General features: G+C 72.4%; 19 protein-coding genes. 11 read left to right on the top strand and 8 right to left on the bottom strand.

Annotated features, from left to right (window positions below):
• The first annotated feature begins 2 nt into the window (after window positions 1–2).
• On the top strand, window positions 3–875 hold the full coding sequence (gene efeU, locus IF54_RS0132535) for an iron uptake transporter permease EfeU (protein WP_030325352.1): 873 nt from the start codon (window positions 3–5) through the stop codon (window positions 873–875).
• The gene (locus IF54_RS0132530) at window positions 835–1,836 is read left to right on the top strand and encodes a hypothetical protein (protein WP_199821274.1); all 1,002 of its coding nucleotides are present in this window, start codon (window positions 835–837) and stop codon (window positions 1,834–1,836) included. The genes efeU and IF54_RS0132530 overlap by 41 nt, the downstream gene beginning before the upstream one ends.
• A 96-nt stretch (window positions 1,837–1,932) precedes the next feature.
• Here IF54_RS0132530 and IF54_RS0132525 read toward each other — a convergent pair whose 3' ends face one another.
• Entirely contained in the window at window positions 1,933–2,670 is a 738-nt protein-coding gene (locus IF54_RS0132525) for a bifunctional DNA primase/polymerase (RefSeq protein WP_030325348.1), read from the bottom strand.
• 101 nt (window positions 2,671–2,771) lie between these two features.
• Window positions 2,772–3,401, bottom strand: a complete 630-nt coding sequence (locus tag IF54_RS0132520; RefSeq protein ID WP_030325346.1) for a TetR/AcrR family transcriptional regulator — start codon at window positions 3,399–3,401, stop codon at window positions 2,772–2,774.
• A gap of 101 nt (window positions 3,402–3,502) precedes the next feature.
• Between IF54_RS0132520 and IF54_RS42815 the strand changes: the two genes are divergently transcribed.
• Window positions 3,503–3,685 (top strand): DUF6243 family protein, encoded by a 183-nt coding sequence (locus IF54_RS42815; protein WP_159002243.1) that lies wholly within the window; start codon window positions 3,503–3,505, stop codon window positions 3,683–3,685.
• A gap of 127 nt (window positions 3,686–3,812) precedes the next feature.
• Here the strand turns inward: IF54_RS42815 and IF54_RS0132510 are convergent, their stop codons facing one another.
• The 3 genes from IF54_RS0132510 to IF54_RS0132500 form a co-directional block, all read right to left on the bottom strand.
• A complete protein-coding gene (locus IF54_RS0132510) occupies window positions 3,813–4,802 on the bottom strand; it encodes a small ribosomal subunit Rsm22 family protein (protein ID WP_030325344.1) in 990 nt (329 codons plus the stop codon).
• A gap of 429 nt (window positions 4,803–5,231) precedes the next feature.
• Window positions 5,232–6,347 carry a serine hydrolase domain-containing protein gene (locus IF54_RS0132505; protein ID WP_420790756.1) on the bottom strand — a complete coding sequence of 372 codons (1,116 nt, stop codon included), beginning with the start codon at window positions 6,345–6,347 and terminating at the stop codon, window positions 5,232–5,234.
• 11 nt (window positions 6,348–6,358) lie between these two features.
• Window positions 6,359–7,768 (bottom strand): multidrug effflux MFS transporter, encoded by a 1,410-nt coding sequence (locus tag IF54_RS0132500; RefSeq protein ID WP_030325341.1) that lies wholly within the window; start codon window positions 7,766–7,768, stop codon window positions 6,359–6,361.
• A gap of 117 nt (window positions 7,769–7,885) precedes the next feature.
• Here IF54_RS0132500 and IF54_RS0132495 point away from each other — a divergent pair, with 117 nt between their 5' ends.
• The 4 genes from IF54_RS0132495 (at window position 7,886) to IF54_RS0132480 (ending at window position 12,429) form a co-directional block, all read left to right on the top strand.
• Window positions 7,886–8,908, top strand: a complete 1,023-nt coding sequence (locus IF54_RS0132495; RefSeq protein ID WP_030325340.1) for a Gfo/Idh/MocA family protein — start codon at window positions 7,886–7,888, stop codon at window positions 8,906–8,908.
• Between the two features lie 178 nt (window positions 8,909–9,086).
• A complete protein-coding gene (locus tag IF54_RS0132490; protein ID WP_030325339.1) occupies window positions 9,087–9,845 on the top strand; it encodes an SDR family oxidoreductase in 759 nt (252 codons plus the stop codon).
• Between the two features lie 365 nt (window positions 9,846–10,210).
• Entirely contained in the window at window positions 10,211–11,695 is a 1,485-nt protein-coding gene (locus IF54_RS0132485) for an ABC transporter permease (RefSeq protein ID WP_030325337.1), read from the top strand.
• 41 nt (window positions 11,696–11,736) lie between these two features.
• Window positions 11,737–12,429, top strand: coding sequence for an ABC transporter ATP-binding protein (locus IF54_RS0132480; protein WP_030325335.1), 693 nt, complete (start codon window positions 11,737–11,739; stop codon window positions 12,427–12,429).
• Between the two features lie 12 nt (window positions 12,430–12,441).
• Here IF54_RS0132480 and IF54_RS0132475 read toward each other — a convergent pair whose 3' ends face one another.
• Window positions 12,442–13,422: an aldo/keto reductase gene (locus IF54_RS0132475; protein ID WP_030325334.1), complete on the bottom strand. Its 981-nt coding sequence runs from the start codon at window positions 13,420–13,422 to the stop codon at window positions 12,442–12,444.
• 41 nt (window positions 13,423–13,463) lie between these two features.
• Window positions 13,464–13,790: a hypothetical protein gene (locus IF54_RS0132470; protein WP_030325332.1), complete on the bottom strand. Its 327-nt coding sequence runs from the start codon at window positions 13,788–13,790 to the stop codon at window positions 13,464–13,466.
• A 132-nt stretch (window positions 13,791–13,922) separates the two neighbouring features.
• Between IF54_RS0132470 and IF54_RS0132465 the strand changes: the two genes are divergently transcribed.
• The 4 genes from IF54_RS0132465 to IF54_RS0132450 all read left to right on the top strand — a co-directional run bounded on the left by IF54_RS0132465 (window position 13,923) and on the right by IF54_RS0132450 (window position 17,168).
• Window positions 13,923–14,498, top strand: a complete 576-nt coding sequence (locus IF54_RS0132465; RefSeq protein WP_037820963.1) for a DoxX family protein — start codon at window positions 13,923–13,925, stop codon at window positions 14,496–14,498.
• 36 nt (window positions 14,499–14,534) lie between these two features.
• Window positions 14,535–14,873 carry a MazG-like family protein gene (locus tag IF54_RS0132460; protein ID WP_030325327.1) on the top strand — a complete coding sequence of 113 codons (339 nt, stop codon included), beginning with the start codon at window positions 14,535–14,537 and terminating at the stop codon, window positions 14,871–14,873.
• A 208-nt stretch (window positions 14,874–15,081) separates the two neighbouring features.
• Window positions 15,082–16,206, top strand: a complete 1,125-nt coding sequence (locus tag IF54_RS0132455) for an aminopeptidase P family protein (RefSeq protein ID WP_030325325.1) — start codon at window positions 15,082–15,084, stop codon at window positions 16,204–16,206.
• 359 nt (window positions 16,207–16,565) lie between these two features.
• Window positions 16,566–17,168 (top strand): RNA polymerase sigma factor, encoded by a 603-nt coding sequence (locus IF54_RS0132450; protein WP_030325323.1) that lies wholly within the window; start codon window positions 16,566–16,568, stop codon window positions 17,166–17,168.
• On the opposite strand, the gene IF54_RS42810 is transcribed toward IF54_RS0132450, so the two are convergent.
• Window positions 17,143–17,805, bottom strand: a complete 663-nt coding sequence (locus IF54_RS42810; protein ID WP_159002241.1) for a helix-turn-helix domain-containing protein — start codon at window positions 17,803–17,805, stop codon at window positions 17,143–17,145. The genes IF54_RS0132450 and IF54_RS42810 overlap by 26 nt on opposite strands.
• Window positions 17,806–17,943 lie beyond the last annotated feature (138 nt).

Below are 17,943 nucleotides of genomic sequence, written 5' to 3'. Positions count from 1 at the left end.
CCGTGTTCTCCAACTACCTGATCGGTCTGCGCGAGGGCCTGGAGGCCTCACTCGTCGTCTGCATCCTCATCGCCTACCTGGTGAAGACGGGCCGCAGGGACGCTCTCAAGCCCATCTGGACCGGCATCGGGGTCGCGGTGGCGCTCGCCCTCGGTTTCGGCTGCGCGCTCGAATTCGGCTCCCAGGAGCTGACGTTCGAGGCCCAGGAGGCGCTCGGCGGCTCCCTGTCGGTCCTCGCGGTCGCCCTGGTGACGTGGATGGTCTTCTGGATGAAGCGCACCGCCCGGCACCTGAAGTCCGAGCTGCACGACAAGCTCGACGTGGCCCTCCAGATGGGCACGGGCGCGCTGGTCGCCACCGCGTTCCTCGCTGTCGGCCGCGAGGGCCTGGAGACCTCCCTGTTCGTGTGGACGTCCGTGCACGCGGCCGGCGACGGCACCCCGCGCCCGCTGATCGGGGCGGCCCTGGGCATCTTCACGGCGGTCGTCCTGGGCTGGCTGTTCTACCGCGGCGCCCTGCGCATCAACCTCTCCACGTTCTTCACCTGGACCGGCGGCATGCTGGTCGTGGTGGCCGCGGGCGTGCTGGCGTACGGCTTCCACGACCTCCAGGAAGCCGACTGGCTGCCGGGCCTGTACGACAAGCCCTTCGACATCAGCGACACCATCCCGCCGGACAGCTGGTACGGCACCCTCCTCAAGGGCGTGTTCAACTTCCAGCCGGACCCGACGAAGCTTCAGGTCACGGTGTGGCTGCTGTACTTGATCCCCACGCTCGTGCTGTTCCTGCTCCCGGTAGGGTTCGCCTCCGGGAAGGGGAAGGTGAAGGCACCTGATGAGCAGGGATCGCGGCCCTCGAAGGCCCCGCAGGCTTGACCGGAGCGCGCTGATAGCGGTGTCCGTGACCGCTTTGTCGATGACGGCGAGCGGATGCGTGGTGGTGCACGGCGAGCGGGAGGTGCTTCCCGCCACCACCAAGGCGGAGGCCGCCAAGGCGCTGGAGCAGTTCACGGACGCGTACAACGCGGCGGACAAGGCGTACGACAGCTCGCTGGACGCCGCTCATGTCACCGGCGCGCTCGGTGCCATCGACGCGGCCCGGCTGAAGGCCGGGAAGACGACCAGCCCCGGCGGCAACACCAGGCACACCCCGCTGAAGCTGTCGGACGTCACGTACACCATCCCGAAGAAGGCCGGCTGGCCGCGCTGGTTCGTCGCCGACGCGGTCGGCAACAAAGGCGGCAGCGCGCGCTGGCTGCTGGTGTTCACCCGCAACGGCCTGAACGAGCCGTTCCAGGTGGCGTATCTGACGCTGGTGGCGCAGGGCAAGGTGCCGGAGTTCAAGAAGGACGCCGACGGCTGGGCCGAGGCGGTTCCGGCGAACTCGACCGACCTGGCCGCCGCGCCCGAGGACCTGAGCAAGTCCTACACGGACTACCTGAGGAGCGGCGGGGACCTCTTCGCGGACGGCAGCCAGACCAGCGTGTGGCGGGCGGGCCGGGCGAAGGACGCCACCCGACCGGGACTGGCCACCCAGTACATCGACGAGCCGCTGACGAACGACGCCTACGCGCCGCTGGCGCTGCGCACCGCGGACGGCGGGGCGCTGGTGTTCTTCGCGACGCACCACTACGTGAAGCAGACGGCACACGTCGGTACGACGATCCCCTCCCCCGGCGAGGCCGCGCTCGCGCTGACCAAGGGCGAGATCAAGCAGTCGCTGACGATGGAGTTCGTCTCCAACGAGGTGGCTCTCGACCCGGCGAAGGGCGCGGGCGGCGGAAAGGTCACCGTGCTCGGACGGATCCAGGGGCTGACGGCCGCGGAGGGGTCGTAGCGGAGGGTCGTCTCTGCGGAGGGGGCGGAGCGGGCCTTTGAGGTCGGGCTTTTGAGGTCGGGCCTTTGCGGTCGGGCCTTTGAGGGCCGGGGGTCGCTACCGGCGCAGGGGCCAGGCCGTGTCCGCGGGGTCCGGTTCCTGGCCGGCGTGCCGGGCGCAGGCGTCGGTGAGGAACTCCAGCAGGCTCAGCGGGTCGGGCAGCGGGTGTTCGGGGCCGCGGACCCAGTGCACGGCCTGGTCGCCGGGCAGCCGGGCGGGCGGTACGAGGACGTAGGAGCCGCGGCAGTGCCAGCGCAGGCCCGGGTGTTCGTCCGCCGTCTCTGGGTGGCAGTCCAGCTCGCACGGCCACCACTCGTCCTCGTCCTCGGGGGTGCCGCGGGTGAGGGTGAAGAAGAGGAGCCGACCGTCGTCGCTCTCGGCGACCGGGCCGACCTCGACGCCGGCGGCGTGCAGCCGCTCCAGGGCTTCCTGGCCGGCCTCCAGGGGGACGTCCAGGACGTCGTGGACCATGCCGGTGGCGGTGATGAAGTTGGCCTGGGGCTGGTTCCGGGCCCAGGCCTCGATCTGTGCGCGGTCGGTGGTCGACTGGGTCTGCCACGCGAACGACACGGGGTGCCGGGCGGGCGTGGGACAGCCGACGCGGTCGCACGAACACCGGTAGTCGGCGGTGGGATACGCGGCGGGCGCGAGCGGGAGTCCCGCGGAGGCGGTGGCGAGCAGCAGGGCCTCACGGCCGCCGTCGTCCGCGGCGGCGGCCTCCTTGGGCCGGCGTCCGCGCAGCCACTGGGAGAGTTTGCCCTGCATCCCCGTCCGGCCCCCCGACTCCGCGCTCATCTATCGCCCTCGCCTCGCTGTCGTCCAAACAGCATGCCTTATGGTCCCATCTTCCTCCGCTTCGGGGGGCCCGGAGCGGATATGGGGGGCTCGGCGGGGGCTCAGCGCGGGGCGAGGCCGTGCAGGGCGTAGTCGACGAGGGTGTCGGTGTAGTCGTAGGAGATCGGGCCGGTGTACTGAAGCCAGCGCTGGGCGAGCGGGGAGACCCAGAGTTCGAGGGCGATGCGGGGGTCGACCTCGGGGCGCACCTGGCCGGCCTCCTGGGCGGCGCGCACGCGGTCGACGTACAACTGGAGCGAGGGTTCGAGGAGTTTGGCCACGAAGACGCGGCCGACCTCTTCGTTGACGACGCCTTCGGCGGCCAGGGCGCGGGAGGGGGCCTCGAAGCGGGGGTCCTTGAGCTGGTCGACGGTCATGCGCAGGACGGCCTTGAGGTCCGTGGCGAGGTCTCCGGTGTCCGGGATGGCGTAGGGCTCGCCGGGGGCGGCCTCGTCTGCGGCCTGCTCGCTCAGGTCGAGGAAGGCCTCCAGCAGCACCTCCGCCTTCGAGGACCACCAGCGGTAGATGGTCTGCTTGCCGACGCCTGCGCGGGCGGCGATGCCCTCGACGGTGGTCCGGGGGTAGCCGACCTCGGCGACCAGGTCGAGGGCGGCGTCGTAGATCGCACGACGGGACTTCTCGCTGCGGCGGGTGGCGTCGGGGGCGGGCTGCTTGGACTTCTCGGTGGCCATGAGGCGAATTTATCAGTTGACAAGACGGTGCGTCTCGCTGGAGAGTGGTGCAGCGAGACGAGACGTCTCGTTTATGGATTACGGATAGGGAGGAATGGACCATGGCACGAGGTGGAGCAAGCAACATGCTCGGAGTCGGCGGCACCCGCAGCAACATCAACCGCGAGGCGCTGCGCGGCGGTGGCGGAGGAGCCCGGACCGGCGGTCCCCGGGATGCGGGAGCACAGAAGCGCGAGCTGCTGCGGAAACTCCGGGAGGGGCGGAAGGAGGGAGGGCGGGAGTGACGGGGGCGTCGGCGACTGGGGGGTGGCGGGCATCGGTAACTGGGGACGGCTGCCCGCCCCCCGAGATCACGCCCGACGCTCTCCTCAAGCCGAAGCCGGACCGGTTCAGTGCCCCCTGGCGCCTCGGTTAGTGGTCCGGCGGGGGCCAAGGGGCGCCCCACGTGGTGTCTCTTGCTGTTTTGTACAGGTCGCCGTGGCGTTTGGTGATCGTGCGGCGGGTCAGGTGTTCGTCGGGTTCGCAGAGGTCCAGACGGACCTGGCCCTTGCGGATCTGTGGGCGGCGGATTACCCGGGCAGGGGCCGGTGTCGCCGGAAGGCGGGTCGCGGCGACGTAGCTGAACTTCTCGTCCTCGTACGGCAGGGAGCCGCCCTTGATCTTGCGGTGCAGGGACGAGCGGCTGACCCGCGCCGCGAAGTGGCACCAGTCCTCACCGGGCACGATCGGACAGGCCGCGCTGTGCGGGCAGGGCGCGGCGATCCGGAAGCCAGCGGCGATCAGGCGGTCGCGGGCCTCGATGACGCGGGCGTAGCCGGCCGGAGTGCCGGCCTCGACGATCACGACCGCCTGGGCCGCTGCCGCCGCGGTGTCCACGAGCGCGGTGCGGTCGGCCGGGGTCAGCTCGTTGAGGACGTAGGAGACCGTGACCAGGTCCGAGGCGGGCAGGGTGAGGTCCCTGCCGATCCTCGCCCGCTGCCAGCGCGCCTGGGTCAGGGCCGGGTGGGAAGCGGCGAGCTCGCGGCCGAGGGCCAGGGCCGGTTCGGACCAGTCGAGCACGGTGACCTCGCGGTCGCCGGACCAGGTCGCGGCCACCGCCCAGGTCGCCGCGCCGGTGCCGCCGCCCACGTCGACGTGGCCCGCGGGAGTCCAGCCCGGGGTGGCCTCGGCGAACGCCTCCAGCGCCGCGTGGACCGCCTCGAACGTCGCGGGCATGCGGTAGGCGGCGTACGCGGCCACGTCCGCCCGGTCGCGCAGGATCGGGGCGTCCGTGGGCGTGGTCCCGCGGTAGTTGGCGATCAGCCGGTCTACCGCCTGGGCCGCCTGCCTCGGGGGAAGGCCGTCGAGGAGGCCGGCGAGGGCGGCGCGGAGGGTCTCGGACGGGAGTGCGGGGGCGGTCACCCGGTGATTCTATGGGCGGCCGGGCGCGGGGCGGATCCGGCGGCTTCCCGGCCGCCTCGGGGGCCCCGCCGGGCGTGACGGGGAGCGGGGCGTGACGGGGAGCCGGGCGTGACTGGGAGCCGGGCGTGACTGGGAGCGGGGCGTGACGGGGAGCCGGGCGTGACGGGGAGCCGGGCGTGACGGGGAGCCGGGCGTGACTGGGAGCCGGGCGTGACTGGGAGCCGGGCGTGACTGGGAGCGGCAAGTGGCCGTGGCCGAGGCATGACCGGGACGGGGGCTCGTATGTGACCGTCCCCGTCAGCGGTCGCGTCCCCGGTCACCTCCTGGGCCCAGCACGTCCCGGCCTCAGCCCCGCCCCAACCCGGTCAGCCCCCGGCCCCAGGTCACGCCCCGGCCCCAGGTCACGTCCCGGTCCCGGTCACCTCCTGCTCACGTCTCCCGGACCGCCCGCGCGACCCTCGTGGCGATCTCCGCCCTCGGCCTGTTGTCCGGCGGGCGTCGGCGCGGGTGGACCGTGTTGGCCAGGAGCACGACGAACGTGTCCGTCGCCGGGTCCAGGACCAGGGACGTGCCGGTGAAGCCCGTGTGGCCGGCCGCTCCCCGGCCCGCCAGCTCACCCATGAACCACTTCTGGTCGATCGCGAAGCCGAGGCCCGGCGGGGTCAGCAGCAGCTCCACGAAGTCCGGGCCCAGGATGCGGGCCGGGCCGTGCGAGCCGCCCGCGAGCAGGGTCCGGCAGAAGACCGCGAGGTCCCGGGCGGTCGAGAAGAGGCCCGCGTGGCCCGCCACTCCGCCCAGCGCCCAGGCGTTCTCGTCATGGACCACGCCCCGCACCATGCCCCGGTCGGCCTTCGCCCACGGTCGGCGCTGGTCCTCCGTGGCCGCGGCCTCCGGGCAGGGGCCGAAGCGGGTCGACGTCATCCCGAGCGGCCGGGTGATGCCGTCGTGGATGAGCACGTCGAGCGGCCGGCCCGTGATGCGTTCGAGGACGTGCTGGAGGAGCAGCGGGTTGAGGTCGGAGTAGGTGTAGGTGCCGGGGACCCCGATGGGCGGCTCGGCGCGCAGCAGGGCGAGGCGTTCCTCGTCGTCGGCGCAGTCGTACAGCGGGAGCTCGGGGCGCAGGCCCGAGGTGTGGGTCAGCAGCTCGCGGACGGTGATGCCGTGGGTCACGGCCGCCGTGAACTCCGGCAGGTACGCGCCCACCCGGGCGTCGATGCCCAGCGTGCCCCGCTCGATCTGCTGCACCGCCGCCACCGCCGTGAACAGCTTGGTGAGGGAGGCCAGGTCGAAGGGGGTGTCCACGCGGGCGGGGACGCGGCACTCCGGGGGCAGTTCGACGCCCGCGTCGGCCTCGGGGTCGTAGGACGCGTAGCGGACGGCCCAGCCGGAGGCCTCCTCCACGGCGATCACCGGGCCGCGCCCGGCGGCCAGGACGGCTCCGGCGGCCCAGGGGCGCCTGCCGGTGGTGAGGATCCGGAAGTCCCTGACGAGGTGCCGGAGTTCCTCGCGGTCGAGTCCGGCCCGCTCCGGTGTGTCGGTGCGCAGTTTCGGTGCGCTCAGCTCTTCGCCTCCGTTCTCGGGTCCTCAGTCGCACGCTTGTTCCAGGGACGGCACATTGCCATGAAACACAGGAGCGCTACCAGTGCTGCCGCCACTTGGACGACCGCCATCGGGACGGCCGTGTGCTCCCCGGCCATTCCGACCAGCGGGGAGGCGACCGCGCCGATGAGGAAGGAGGACGTGCCCAGCAGGGCGGACGCGGAGCCCGCGGAGTGCCGGGTGCGCAGGAGGGCGAGGGACTGGGCGTTGGGCAGGGTGACGCCCATCGCGGACATCAGGACGAAGAGCGCGGCGGCGACGGGCGCGAGCCCGACCTCGCCGAAGACGCCGGTCGCCATCAGCAGCAGGGCCGTGGCCGCCGCGGTCACGATCAGCAGGCCCACGCCCAGGACCCGGTCCAGGCCGACCCGTCCCACCAGCACCTTGCCGTTGATCTGGCCGACCACGACGAGCCCGACCGAGTTCACGCCGAACAGCAGGCTGAAGGTCTGCGGGGAGGCGCCGTAGATCTCCTGGACCACGAACGGGGACGCCGAGATGTAGGCGAACAGGGCGGCGAAGGCGAAGCCGCCGGTGAGCATGTAGCCGGTGAAGGGCAGGTCGGCCAGGAGCCCGCGCATGGAGCGCAGGGCGTCGCCGACGCCGCCGGTGTGCCGGTCGGCCGCCGGGAGGGTCTCGGGGAGCCTGGCCCACACCAGGACGGCGAGCAGCGCCCCGACCACGGTCAGGACCACGAACACGCCCCGCCAGTCCGTCACCCGCAGGATCTGCCCGCCGACCAGCGGCGCCACGACCGGCGCGACACCGCCGATCAGCATGAGGGTGGAGAAGAAGCGGGCCATCGCGACGCCGTCGTAGAGGTCCCGGACCACGGCCCGGGCGATCACTATGCCGGCGGCGCCCGCGAGGCCCTGGAGCAGCCGGAAGCCGACCAGGAACTCCACGGTCGGCGCGACGGCGCACAGCGCGGTGGCGACGACGTACACGGCGAGACCGGCGAGCAGCGGGCGCCTGCGGCCCCAGCGGTCGCTCATCGGGCCGACCACCAGCTGCCCGAGCGCCATGCCGAGCAGACAGGCGGTGAGGGTGAGCTGGACGGTGGCGGCGGGGGCGTGCAGGGAGTCGGTGACCTGCGGCAGTGACGGCAGGTACATGTCCATCGCCAGGGGCGGGGTGGCGGTGAGCCCGCCGAGGAGCAGGGTGACGAGGAGGCCGGTGCGGCGCACGGCGGTCGTCGGCGCGGTCGGGTCGGGTACGGCCGCCGCCTCGGCGTCCGGCGAGGTCGTCGGCGCGGCCGGGTCCGGTACGGCCGCCACCTCGGCGTCCGGCGCGCTCGCCACGTCGATGTCAGGCGCGCTCGACCCCTCGACGCGGTTCGGCTGCTCAAGATGCCCTCGCTCGGGCATGTGCCCCTCCCTCTCCCTGTGCTGCGTTGTCCCGGGGGACCCCCCGGACCCCCGGCCACCTATGCTCTCAGCTCGTACAAGGTGGCGGCGGTCAGGTGAGCGAGGGTGGAGCCGGGCATGACGGAGCAGAGCGTGCGCTGGGGGATTCTGGCGACGGGCGGGATCGCGGCGGCGTTCACCGCGGACCTGGTGGATCTGCCGGACGCGGAGGTGGTCGCGGTGGCCTCGCGCTCCGAGGCGTCGGCGAAGGCCTTCGCGGAGCGGTTCGGGATCGAGCGGGCGTACGGCGAGTGGGGCGCCCTCGCCGAGGACGCGGACATCGATGTCGTGTACGTGGCGACCCCGCACTCGGCGCATCGCGCGGCCGCCGGGCTCTGTCTGAGCGCAGGGCGGAACGTCCTGTGCGAGAAGGCGTTCACGCTGAACGTGCGGGAGGCCGAGGAGCTGGTGGGGCTCGCGAAGGACGGCGGGCGCTTCCTCATGGAGGCCATGTGGATGTACTGCAACCCGCTGATCCGGCGCCTCAAGGCTCTCGTCGAGGACGGCGCGATCGGCGAGGTGCGCACCGTGCAGGCGGACTTCGGGCTCGCCGGGCCCTTCCCGCCCGCGCACCGGCTGCGGGACCCCGCGCAGGGCGGGGGCGCGCTGCTGGACCTCGGCGTGTACCCGGTGTCGTTCGCGCATCTGCTGCTCGGGGAGCCGTCGGACGTCGTGGCGAAGGCGGTGCTGTCCGAGGAGGGCGTCGACCTCCAGACGGGTGCGCTGCTGTCCTACGACGGCGGGGCGCTGGCCTCGCTGCACTGCTCCCTGACCGGCGGCACCGCGACGATCGCCTCGGTCACCGGTTCGCTGGGCCGGATCGACATCCCGAACGGCTTCTTCCACCCGGACCGTTTCGTGCTGCACCGGGACGGACGGGACCCGGAGGAGTTCGCCGCCGACCCGGCCGACGGCCCCCGCAACAGCCTCAAGCACGAGGCCCGCGAGGTCATGCGGGCCCTGCGGGCCGGGGAGACCGAGTCCCCGCTGGTCCCGCTGGAGGGCACGCTCGCGGTGATGCGCACCCTGGACGCGGTACGGGACCGGATCGGCGTCCGCTACCCGGGAGAACGGACCTTGGAGAGCGTCACGTCGGCGTGAGTGGGAGGGCGGTGCGGCGAGGGCGACAAAGGGGCCGGCCGACCGCGGCCTCACAGGTTGACGCCCTGGCCGACCTCGGGGCCTGACTCCGCCCCTGCCCCGCCCCGACCCCCACCGCAACACCCGTGCCCTCCCCCACGCCACCCGTCCCACCGACGGAGTCCTACGCTGCGGGGCCATGGACACCAACAATGCGAAGACCGCCGTCGTGACCGGGGCGGGGTCCGGGATCGGGCGGGCGGTTGCCGTGGAGCTGTTGCGGGCGGGGTGGGCGGTGGCGCTGGCCGGGCGGCGGGGCGGGACGCTCGAGGAGACGGCAGCCCTCGTGCCGGAGGGCGCCTCGCTCGCCGTACGGACGGACGTCTCCGAACCCGGGGACGTGGCCGCGCTGTTCGGCGCCGTCGTGGAGCGGTTCGGTCGGGTCGACCTGCTGTTCAACAACGCGGGGACGTTCGGGCCCGGCGGGGTGCCGGTGGAGGAACTGCCGTACGACGCCTGGCGGCACGTGGTGGACACCAATCTCAACGGGGCGTTCCTGTGCGCGCAGGCCGCGTACCGGCAGATGAAGGAGCAGGATCCGCAGGGCGGCCGGATCATCAACAACGGGTCGATCTCGGCGCACACGCCCCGGCCGCACTCCGTCGCCTACACCGCGACCAAGCACGCCCTCACCGGCCTCACCAAGTCACTGTCGCTGGACGGGCGGCCGTACGGCATCGCGGTGGGGCAGATCGACATCGGGAACGCGGCGACCGACATGACCGCGAGCATGGGCGCCGGGGCGCTCCAGGCCAACGGGGAGGTCGTTCCTGAGCCCGTGATGGACGTGGCCGACGTGGCCCGTACGGTCCGGCACATGGCGGAGCTGCCGCTGGAGGCGAACGTGCAGTTCGCGACGGTGCTGGCGACGGCGATGCCGTACGTGGGGCGTGGCTGAGCCGCCACGGCGCGGGCACGGGACGGTCGATTTCTACAAACGGAATCTGTCATTCCACACCCACCAGCACTGGTCGGAGGCTTATGCTCGTCACGTGCCCTCCACAAGAGCTTCACACTTGGGGAGCGGCATTCCGCAGACCTCGCCCGAGGGGGGAGGCGGCGGCCGTCCATGGCCCGGGTGGGGGTGGATCTCGCGTGGGACCGCGAGGTGCGCACCGGGCCGTGGACGACCGCCGCACACATTCTCAGCTCACGCACATCCCTTCTCAGCCTGCACCTATCGCTTCCTCACGGCCCCCCAATACGCCGTCCCTACCTTGAGGGCGCGCCCACAGCGGGCGCCAAGAACCTTCGAGGAACGGGATGTTTGGCATCTATCTCAAGCGCGAGCTGGGCCGGCGCAAGAAGGCGGCCCTGGTGATCGCACTGGGTCTGGCGCTCGGAATCGCCCTGGTCATCACCGTCAACTCGGTGTCGGCCGGTATGACACAGGCGCAGGACAAGGTCCTGAAGTCGCTCTACGGCCTCGGCACCGACATGACCGTCACCAAGACCAGGTCGGCGCCCACGTCCGGAAGTTCGGGCAGACCGAACTTCCAGTTCGACGCCAGTTCCAACGGCAGCGACACGACGCAGAGTTCCGACCGTGTGATGACCCAGGGCGGTCAGGCCCTGGCGTCCTCGGTGGTCACCAAGGTCACGCAGCAGAAGGGCGTGGCGAGCGCGGTCGGCGCACTGACGTTGAACGTCACCAAGGTCGACGGGTCCTTCACCCAGGGAAAGGCGCAGAGTTCCGGCGGGAACAGCGGGAGCGGCGGCGGCCAGGAGGGTCCCGGCGGCTCCGGCTCCGCCGGTAACAGCACTGCCGCTCCCCAAGTCCAGGGCGGTGGCGCCAACTTCGACGTGAACTCCTACTCCGTCGCCGGCGTGGACGTCGGCGACCAGACCCTCGGCCCGCTGGCCGGCTCGAAGATCACCACCGGCAAGACCTTCACCGCCGCGCAGAGCAACGCGAAGGTCGCGGTCGTCAGCGCGTCGTACGCCAAGGAGAACTCCCTCAAGGTCGGCAAGACCCTGACCGTCTCCGGCACCAAGTACACGGTCATGGGTATCGCGACGCCCGACAGCAGCGAGTCCACCACCGACGTCTACCTGCCCCTGAAGCAGGCGCAGACACTGGCGGACGCCAAGAACAAGGTCACCACGATCTACGTCAAGGCGAGCGACTCGAAGCAGATCGACGCCGTCAAGTCGGCGATCCAGAAGAACATCTCCGGTACGACCGTCACGACCTCCGCGGATCTCGCCGAGACCGTCTCCGGGTCGCTGTCCACCGCCTCGAACCTCGCGACCAGCGTGGGCAAGTGGCTGTCGATCGCCGTCCTCGCGGCCGCGTTCCTGGTGGCCGCGCTCCTGACCTCCTCGGCGGTCTCGCGCCGGGTCCGGGAGTTCGGCACGCTGAAGGCGCTCGGCTGGCCGAGCCGCCGGGTGACCCGGCAGGTCGTAGGCGAGTCCGTGGTGAACGGTCTGCTCGGCGGGGCCCTCGGCATCGGCCTGGGCCTCGCGGCGGCCTACGCGGTCACGGCGATCAGCCCCAAGCTGACCGCGCAGCTCGGGAACACCGGGGGCGGCGGCGGTGGCGGGATGGGCGGCGGACCCGGCGGCGGCGGACCCGGGGGGCAGGCCTCGCAGAACACCATGGAGATCGCGCTGTCCGCGCCGGTCTCGATCACCACCATCGCGCTCGCGGTGGGCCTCGCGGTCGCCGGCGGTCTGATCGCCGGGGCGATGGGCGGGTGGCGGGCGTCCCGGATGCGGCCCGCGGACGCGCTGCGCAGCGTGTCGTAACCCCCTCACCTCTTCGCTACGCACTTCTCAACGGAGCTCTCATGTACAGACTCACGGGCGTCACCAAGCGCTACAGCCGCGGCAAGGAGACCGTGGAGGCCCTGCGCGGTGTCGACCTCACCATCGAGGACGGCGACCAGCTGGTCATCCAGGGCCCCACCGGCGGCGGCAAGTCCACGCTGCTCCAGATGATCGGCGGGCTCGACCGGCCGACCGAGGGCAGCGTCGAACTGGACGGCGTCGACCTCGCGCGGATCGGCGAGGCCAGGCTGACGCGGCTGCGGGCCGAGAAGATCGGCATCATCTTCCAGTCGTTCAACCTCATCCCGACGCTCACCGCCCAGGAGAACGTCGAGACCGCGCTGGTCCCCCTGGGCGTCAGGCCGGCCGAACGCCGGGAGCGGGCGGCGGAGGCGCTGCGGTCCGTGGGCCTCGGTGAGCGGCTCACGCACGCGCCCTCGGAGTTGTCCGGCGGCCAGCAGCAACGGGTCGCGATCGCACGGGCGTTGGTGAAGAAGCCGAAGGTGCTGCTGGCCGACGAGCCGACCGGCAACCTCGACGAGTCCATGCGGGACGAGATCATGGCGCTGCTGGAGGGCTTGTGGCACGAGTACGGGTTGACGTTCATCATGGTCACGCATGACTCGTCGATCGCCCGGCGGGCACCGCGGCTGGCCACCATCAAGGCGGGGCGGATCACGCTGACCGAGCAGCAAGCGTCGTACACGCGTTAGGACTTGGGCCGCTCACCGTCCGAGAATGCGGTCGACCTCGGTCACCTGGTCGGCGGTGAGCGGTCCCTTCTCCATCGCTCCCGCGTTCTGCTCCGCCTGGGCCACCGAGCGGAAGCCCGGGATCGGAACGGTCCGTGGGCTGCGGGCCCAGATCCAGGCCAGGGCACCCTGCGCGAGGGTGCGGCCCTCGCTGGTGAGGATGTCCTTCAGCGCGTCGATCCTCCGCAGCCACTCGGGGTCGGCGGTCGCACCGTCACCGAAGCCCGGGAGCCAGGCCGGGGGCCTGCTGCGGATGTCGCCCGTGTCCTGGGGGCCCTGACGCTTGCCGGCCAGCAGGCCCATCGCGAGGGGGCTGCGGTTGATGCTCGCCAGGTCGTACTCCTCGCACAGGGCGAGCAGGTCGGGGGCGTCCTGCATCACGTTCAGCGCGTGCTGTACGGCGGCGCAGTGCTCCCCCTCGGCGAAGACGGCGGCGCGGGCCGGGTCGTCGGTGCTCCAGGCGTAGGCGCGGATCAGGCCCTCGCGCACGAACTCCTCGCAGGTGTCGCGGAGTTCGGCCGCCCGTTCGAGGTCCGCGTCGGAGATGTGCAGCTGGTAGAGGTCGATGCGGTCGGTGCCGAGGCGGTCCAGGGAGGCGGTGAGCGCGCGGCGGGCGTGGGCGGGTGTGTCGTCCGTGCCGAGGAGGGTGCGGGTCTCCTCGTCGAAGACGTTGCCCCACTTGGTGGCGAGGACGACGTCGTCCCGGCGCTTGCCGAGGGCACGGCCGAGGACGCGCTCGCTGTGCCCGGTGCCGTAGGCGTCCGCCGTGTCGAAGAAGGTGACGCCGAGGTCGAGGGCGCGCCGGACCGCCCGTACGGACTCCTCGTCGTCGACCTTGCCCCAGCCGAGGGGCTGCCCGTCGCTGTTCTGCCATTCACCGCCGATGGCCCAGCAGCCGAAGCCGAGCGCGCTCACTTCGATACCGCTGCGACCGAGTGTCCTGGTGGTCTCCATGGCCTGGAGGCTACGAGTTGGAGTGCACACCAGGGCAAGCGTCAGGCCTGGCCGGTCTCGAAGCGCGAGATCCGGCCGTCCTCCCCGACCTCGAAGTGCCACTTGGTGCGCATCTCGCCCCAGGTGTCGTTGCTGTAGCGGGCGATGAGGTCGCGGCCGCCCCGGGACTCGTTGTCGACGTCCATGTGGCCGCGGGAGGAGAAGATCTCCCGGTCGATCCAGTCGTCGAGGTCGCGGTCGCTGCCGTCGTCCGCCATGGTCGCGCCGGGGGCGAGCAGTGCCAGGAAGGCCTCGCGGTCATGGGCGTTGACGGCGGAGACGAAGGCGCGGACGACCGGGTCGCTGAGCTTGGCTGTCTGAATCGTCATGCCCGTCAGACTCACACCGCGGGTGCGGGGGCGCCACCCGAACGGCCGCGCGGTTCTTCCGGGCGGGTGTGAGCGGTGCGACGGTGGAAACGCGAGGGGGGTCCCGTTCCGCATCTCGTGCTGGGAGTCATCGTGACCGCTTACGACCGACGTGATCTGGGCCTGCTGCTGCTCCGGCTGGGGACCGGGGGTGTGCTGGCCGCCCACGGCGCACAGAAACTGCTCGGCTGGTTCGGCGGGGGCGGCATCGAGGGGACCGGGCAGTTCATGGAGTCGGTCGGGTACGCGCCGGGCCGGGCGAGCGCGACGGCGGCCGGGCTGGCCGAGGCGGGCGGCGGCACGCTGCTCGCGCTGGGCCTGGCGACCCCGGCCGCGGGCGCGGCGGCGGCCGGCGCGATGGCCGGCGCGTCCGCCGTGCACGCGCCCAACGGCTTCTTCAACACCGGCGGCGGCTACGAGTACGCGGCCACACTCGGCCTCACTGCGGCGGGCCTCGCGGTGACGGGCCCCGGCCGCCTCTCCCTCGACCACGCCCTCGGCCACACGGTCAACCGCGGCTGGATGGTCCCGGCGGCCCTCGCGGTGACCGGCCTGGCCACGGCGGCGGTCGTCGGCCTGCGCGGCCGCCGGCTCCGGGAGAAGGAGGGACAGTCCGACGACACGCAGGAGGCACTGTTCGAGGAGCAGGAGGCGTTGTACGGGGAGTGACCCGGTGGAGGTTCACGCCGTGACAAGCTGCTCCGTATGAGTGAGCGCGGCATGTCCTCTCCGGATCTGTGGGAGTCCGTCGACGGTCTGTGGGCCTGGCTGGAGGCCGGGCAGCCGGTGCGGGGGCGGGAGGGGCTGCTGCTGCGGATGCTGAAGCTGTCCGAGGAGGTCGGGGAGGTCGCCGAGGCCGTCATCGGGGCGGTCGGGCAGAACCCGCGCAAGGGCGTCACCCACACCTGGGAGGACGTCGAGGCCGAGTTGTGCGACGTGGTGATCACCGCGCTGGTGGCGTTGCGCACCCTCACCCCGGACGCCCGCGAGACGTTCATGGCGCACCTGGCCCGGGTCACCGAGCGCTCACTGGGTCCGCGCTAGCCCCGGTACGCGGTCACGTACTCCCGCAGGCCTCCGCGTGGGCCATGTGCTCGATCTCCCCGTTCACCGGGTCGGGTGCGTCCGTGCGAACGAGCAGGTCACCGGGTCGGGCCGAGCCGGACGTTCACCCGTTCGGCGTAAGCCCCGGGCGTCCCTCGCTCTGTCCCTCGGACGATGAACGGACGGCGACCCCGGCCCGAGGAGCCTCATGAACGACACCCCCGCCCCCTTCACGGAAAGTGACTACGCGGCCCGTATGACCCGGGCGGCCAGGGACGCGGCCGAGGCGGGACTGGCCGGGCTGCTGGTGACGCCGGGTCCCGACCTGGTGTGGCTGTGCGGCTACCGGCCCACCGCGATCACGGAGCGCCTCACCCTCCTCGTCCTCACGCCCCGCTCAGAGCCCCGCCTGCTGGTCCCGGCCCTGGAACGCCCCGACGCGGAGGCCGCCCCGGGCGCGGGCGCGCTGCGGATCTCCGACTGGCGCGACGGCCAGGACCCGTACGCCGCTGCCACCGGACTCCTCCTGCCCAACGGCCGCTACGGCGTCTCCGACGTGACCTGGGCCCTGCACCTGCTCGGCCTCCAGGAGGCACTCCCCCTGACCACCTACCGTCCGCTGACCGTCGTCCTGCCGATGCTGCGCGCGGTGAAGGACGAGCACGAGGTGGCCCGGCTCGCGGCGGCGGGAGCGGCGGCGGACGCGGCGTACGAGGAGATCCTGTCGGTCCGTTTCGCCGGCCGCCGCGAGACGGAGGTCGCCGCCGACCTGGCCCGACTCCTCCGTCGGCACGGCCACAGCCAGGTCGACTTCACGGTCGTCGGCTCGGGCCCGAACGGCGCCAACCCGCACCACGAGGCGGGCGACCGCGTGATCGCGCACGGCGACACGGTCGTCCTCGACTTCGGGGGCCTCAAGGACGGCTACGGCTCCGACACCACCCGTACGATCCACGTGGGCGAACCCGGCGCGGAGGAACGTGCGGTGCACGACCTCGTCCGTACGGCCCAGCAGGCGGCCTTCGAGGCGGTCGCCCCCGGGGTCCCCTGCCAGGAGATCGACCGCCGGGCCCGCCGGGTGATCGAGGACGCCGGCTACGGCGAGTACTTCGTCCACCGCACCGGCCACGGCATCGGCGTCACCACGCACGAGCCGCCGTACATGATCGAGGGCGAGGAGACCCCGCTGGTCCCCGGCATGTGCTTCTCGATCGAGCCGGGGGTGTATCTGCCGGGGCGGTTCGGGGTGCGGATCGAGGACATCGTGACGTGCACGGGGGACGGGGGGCGGCGGTTGAACTCGACGGATCACGGGATGGCGATCGTGGAGTGAGTACGGCCTCTTCGCACGGCGACCGGTCCTCACGCGGCCGGTCGGCTGTCGTGGCGGGAGGCGGCCGTCGTCCGACAGTGCGTCCCAGCAACGAACGGACGACGGCCCAGGACACCGCTCCTGTATCCCTCACCGGTAATCCGTTGCCGCCGCCCGCGCGGATGGGTCCCGGTCGTTGATCTCTCCGGCCGGCAAGCGCACGGCCGGGAGCACGGCGCCTCCGGTGGTCCAGCCTCGGCCGCGCACCGGTCGACCGTGGCGCCGAGCATCTGTTCGCCGACCGACTCCCGAAGCTGTGCGTGACGTACATGCCGCCGCAGGGGTCGACGCCACGTGGACCGTACGAGAGGAGCCGCCCCGTGCTGGGCGCTCGCCATGAAACCCCACCGCCTGACGCTGACTGCGGCCCGGACGACGTTCTGCCGGCGGCCCTCGCGGCGGAGGGAGACGAGGACGCCTTCGCTGTCCTGGTGCACCGGCACGCACCGTCACTCGTGCAGCTCGCCACCCGGCTGCTCGGCACTCGCAGCGCGGCCGAGGACGTCGTCCGGGACGCCTTCCTCGACGCCTGGCGACGGCTGCCCGAGCTGCCCGAGCTGCCCGAGTTCCAGGGACGCTCCTCCTTCGGGACGTGGATCCGCCGGATCGCCACCGATCACTGCCTGAACGCGCAGCGAGCCAGCGGACCCGCGGCCCCGGTCCGGGTCGCCGAGGGGCCCGACGCGGTCCGGCGACTGCGTGAGGCCCTCGACCTGCTCACGGCGGAGCAGCGCGTCTGCTGGATCCTGCGGGAACTGGACGGACCCTCCTTCGAGTTCATCGCGGAGGACGTCGGCTTCAGCCGGGAGGACGTCCGCGTCCACGTCTTCCGCGCCCGCCGTTGTCTGGCACAGGCGTTGGGATCCCGGACGTCGCCGAGCAGGCTCGAGCTGGACGTCACAAGTGCGGCGGCGGAGACGTGATCATGAGGTGCAGAAAGAGGGTCCAGGCTCCCGACGCGGCTGCCAGCAGCCGGAATCTGCGGCGGCGTGCGGGGGTGACCGGATCAGGGCCCGCCTCCACAGGGGAGGCCGTCGGGACGGGGATCCGCCGTGGTGCTTCCGCAGAGGCTGCGGACGCCACCGGGGCACTGGGCCGAGGCTTCGGACACGCCCGGGCGCCCTCGACCGGAGGCCGGGGACGGTTCGGGGGCCGGGAGCCCTCCGACGGAGGGTCGCAGCGGCGACGCACTGCCGCCCGGCGTGGAGCGCTCACGGCGGCCGGAGGTGCTTCGGGGTCCGCGTCGGCCGGAGATGCGTCGGGGTCCGCGCCGGCCGGAGGTGCTTCGGAGTGCGCGCCGGCCGGGGCCAGTCCCTGGGACAGGCCGCTCAGGAACGCGGCGTAGGCGGCCCGCCGCAGACCGGTGGGGGTGGTGCGGCCGCTCTCCCAGGAACGCACCGTCGCGGCGGTCACCCCGAACGCGGCGGCGACCTGTTCGTGGGTGAGCTGCCACGCGCGGCGCAACCGGGCACGCTCGCCGGGGTCGGGCAGAGGTGCCCTGGTGTCGCTGCGGCGCGGGTGGGACGGCATGGGGTGCTGGTACAGAACGTCGATCTTCATGACCGTATGACAACCCGTCAGCCGCCGATGTGACTCTACGACCGGAACAGCGCCCGGACGCCGTAACGCGGGAGGTGGCCGGCGGCAGCGCTCCGCGTCCAAGCCGGCTCCAAGTCCCTTCCAAGTGGGATGTGAAGA

This window comes from Streptomyces sp. NRRL B-3229 (genome assembly GCF_000719505.1).
GTDB lineage: Bacteria > Actinomycetota > Actinomycetes > Streptomycetales > Streptomycetaceae > Streptomyces > Streptomyces griseorubiginosus.
This window is presented reverse-complemented; position numbering and strand designations above follow the sequence as displayed.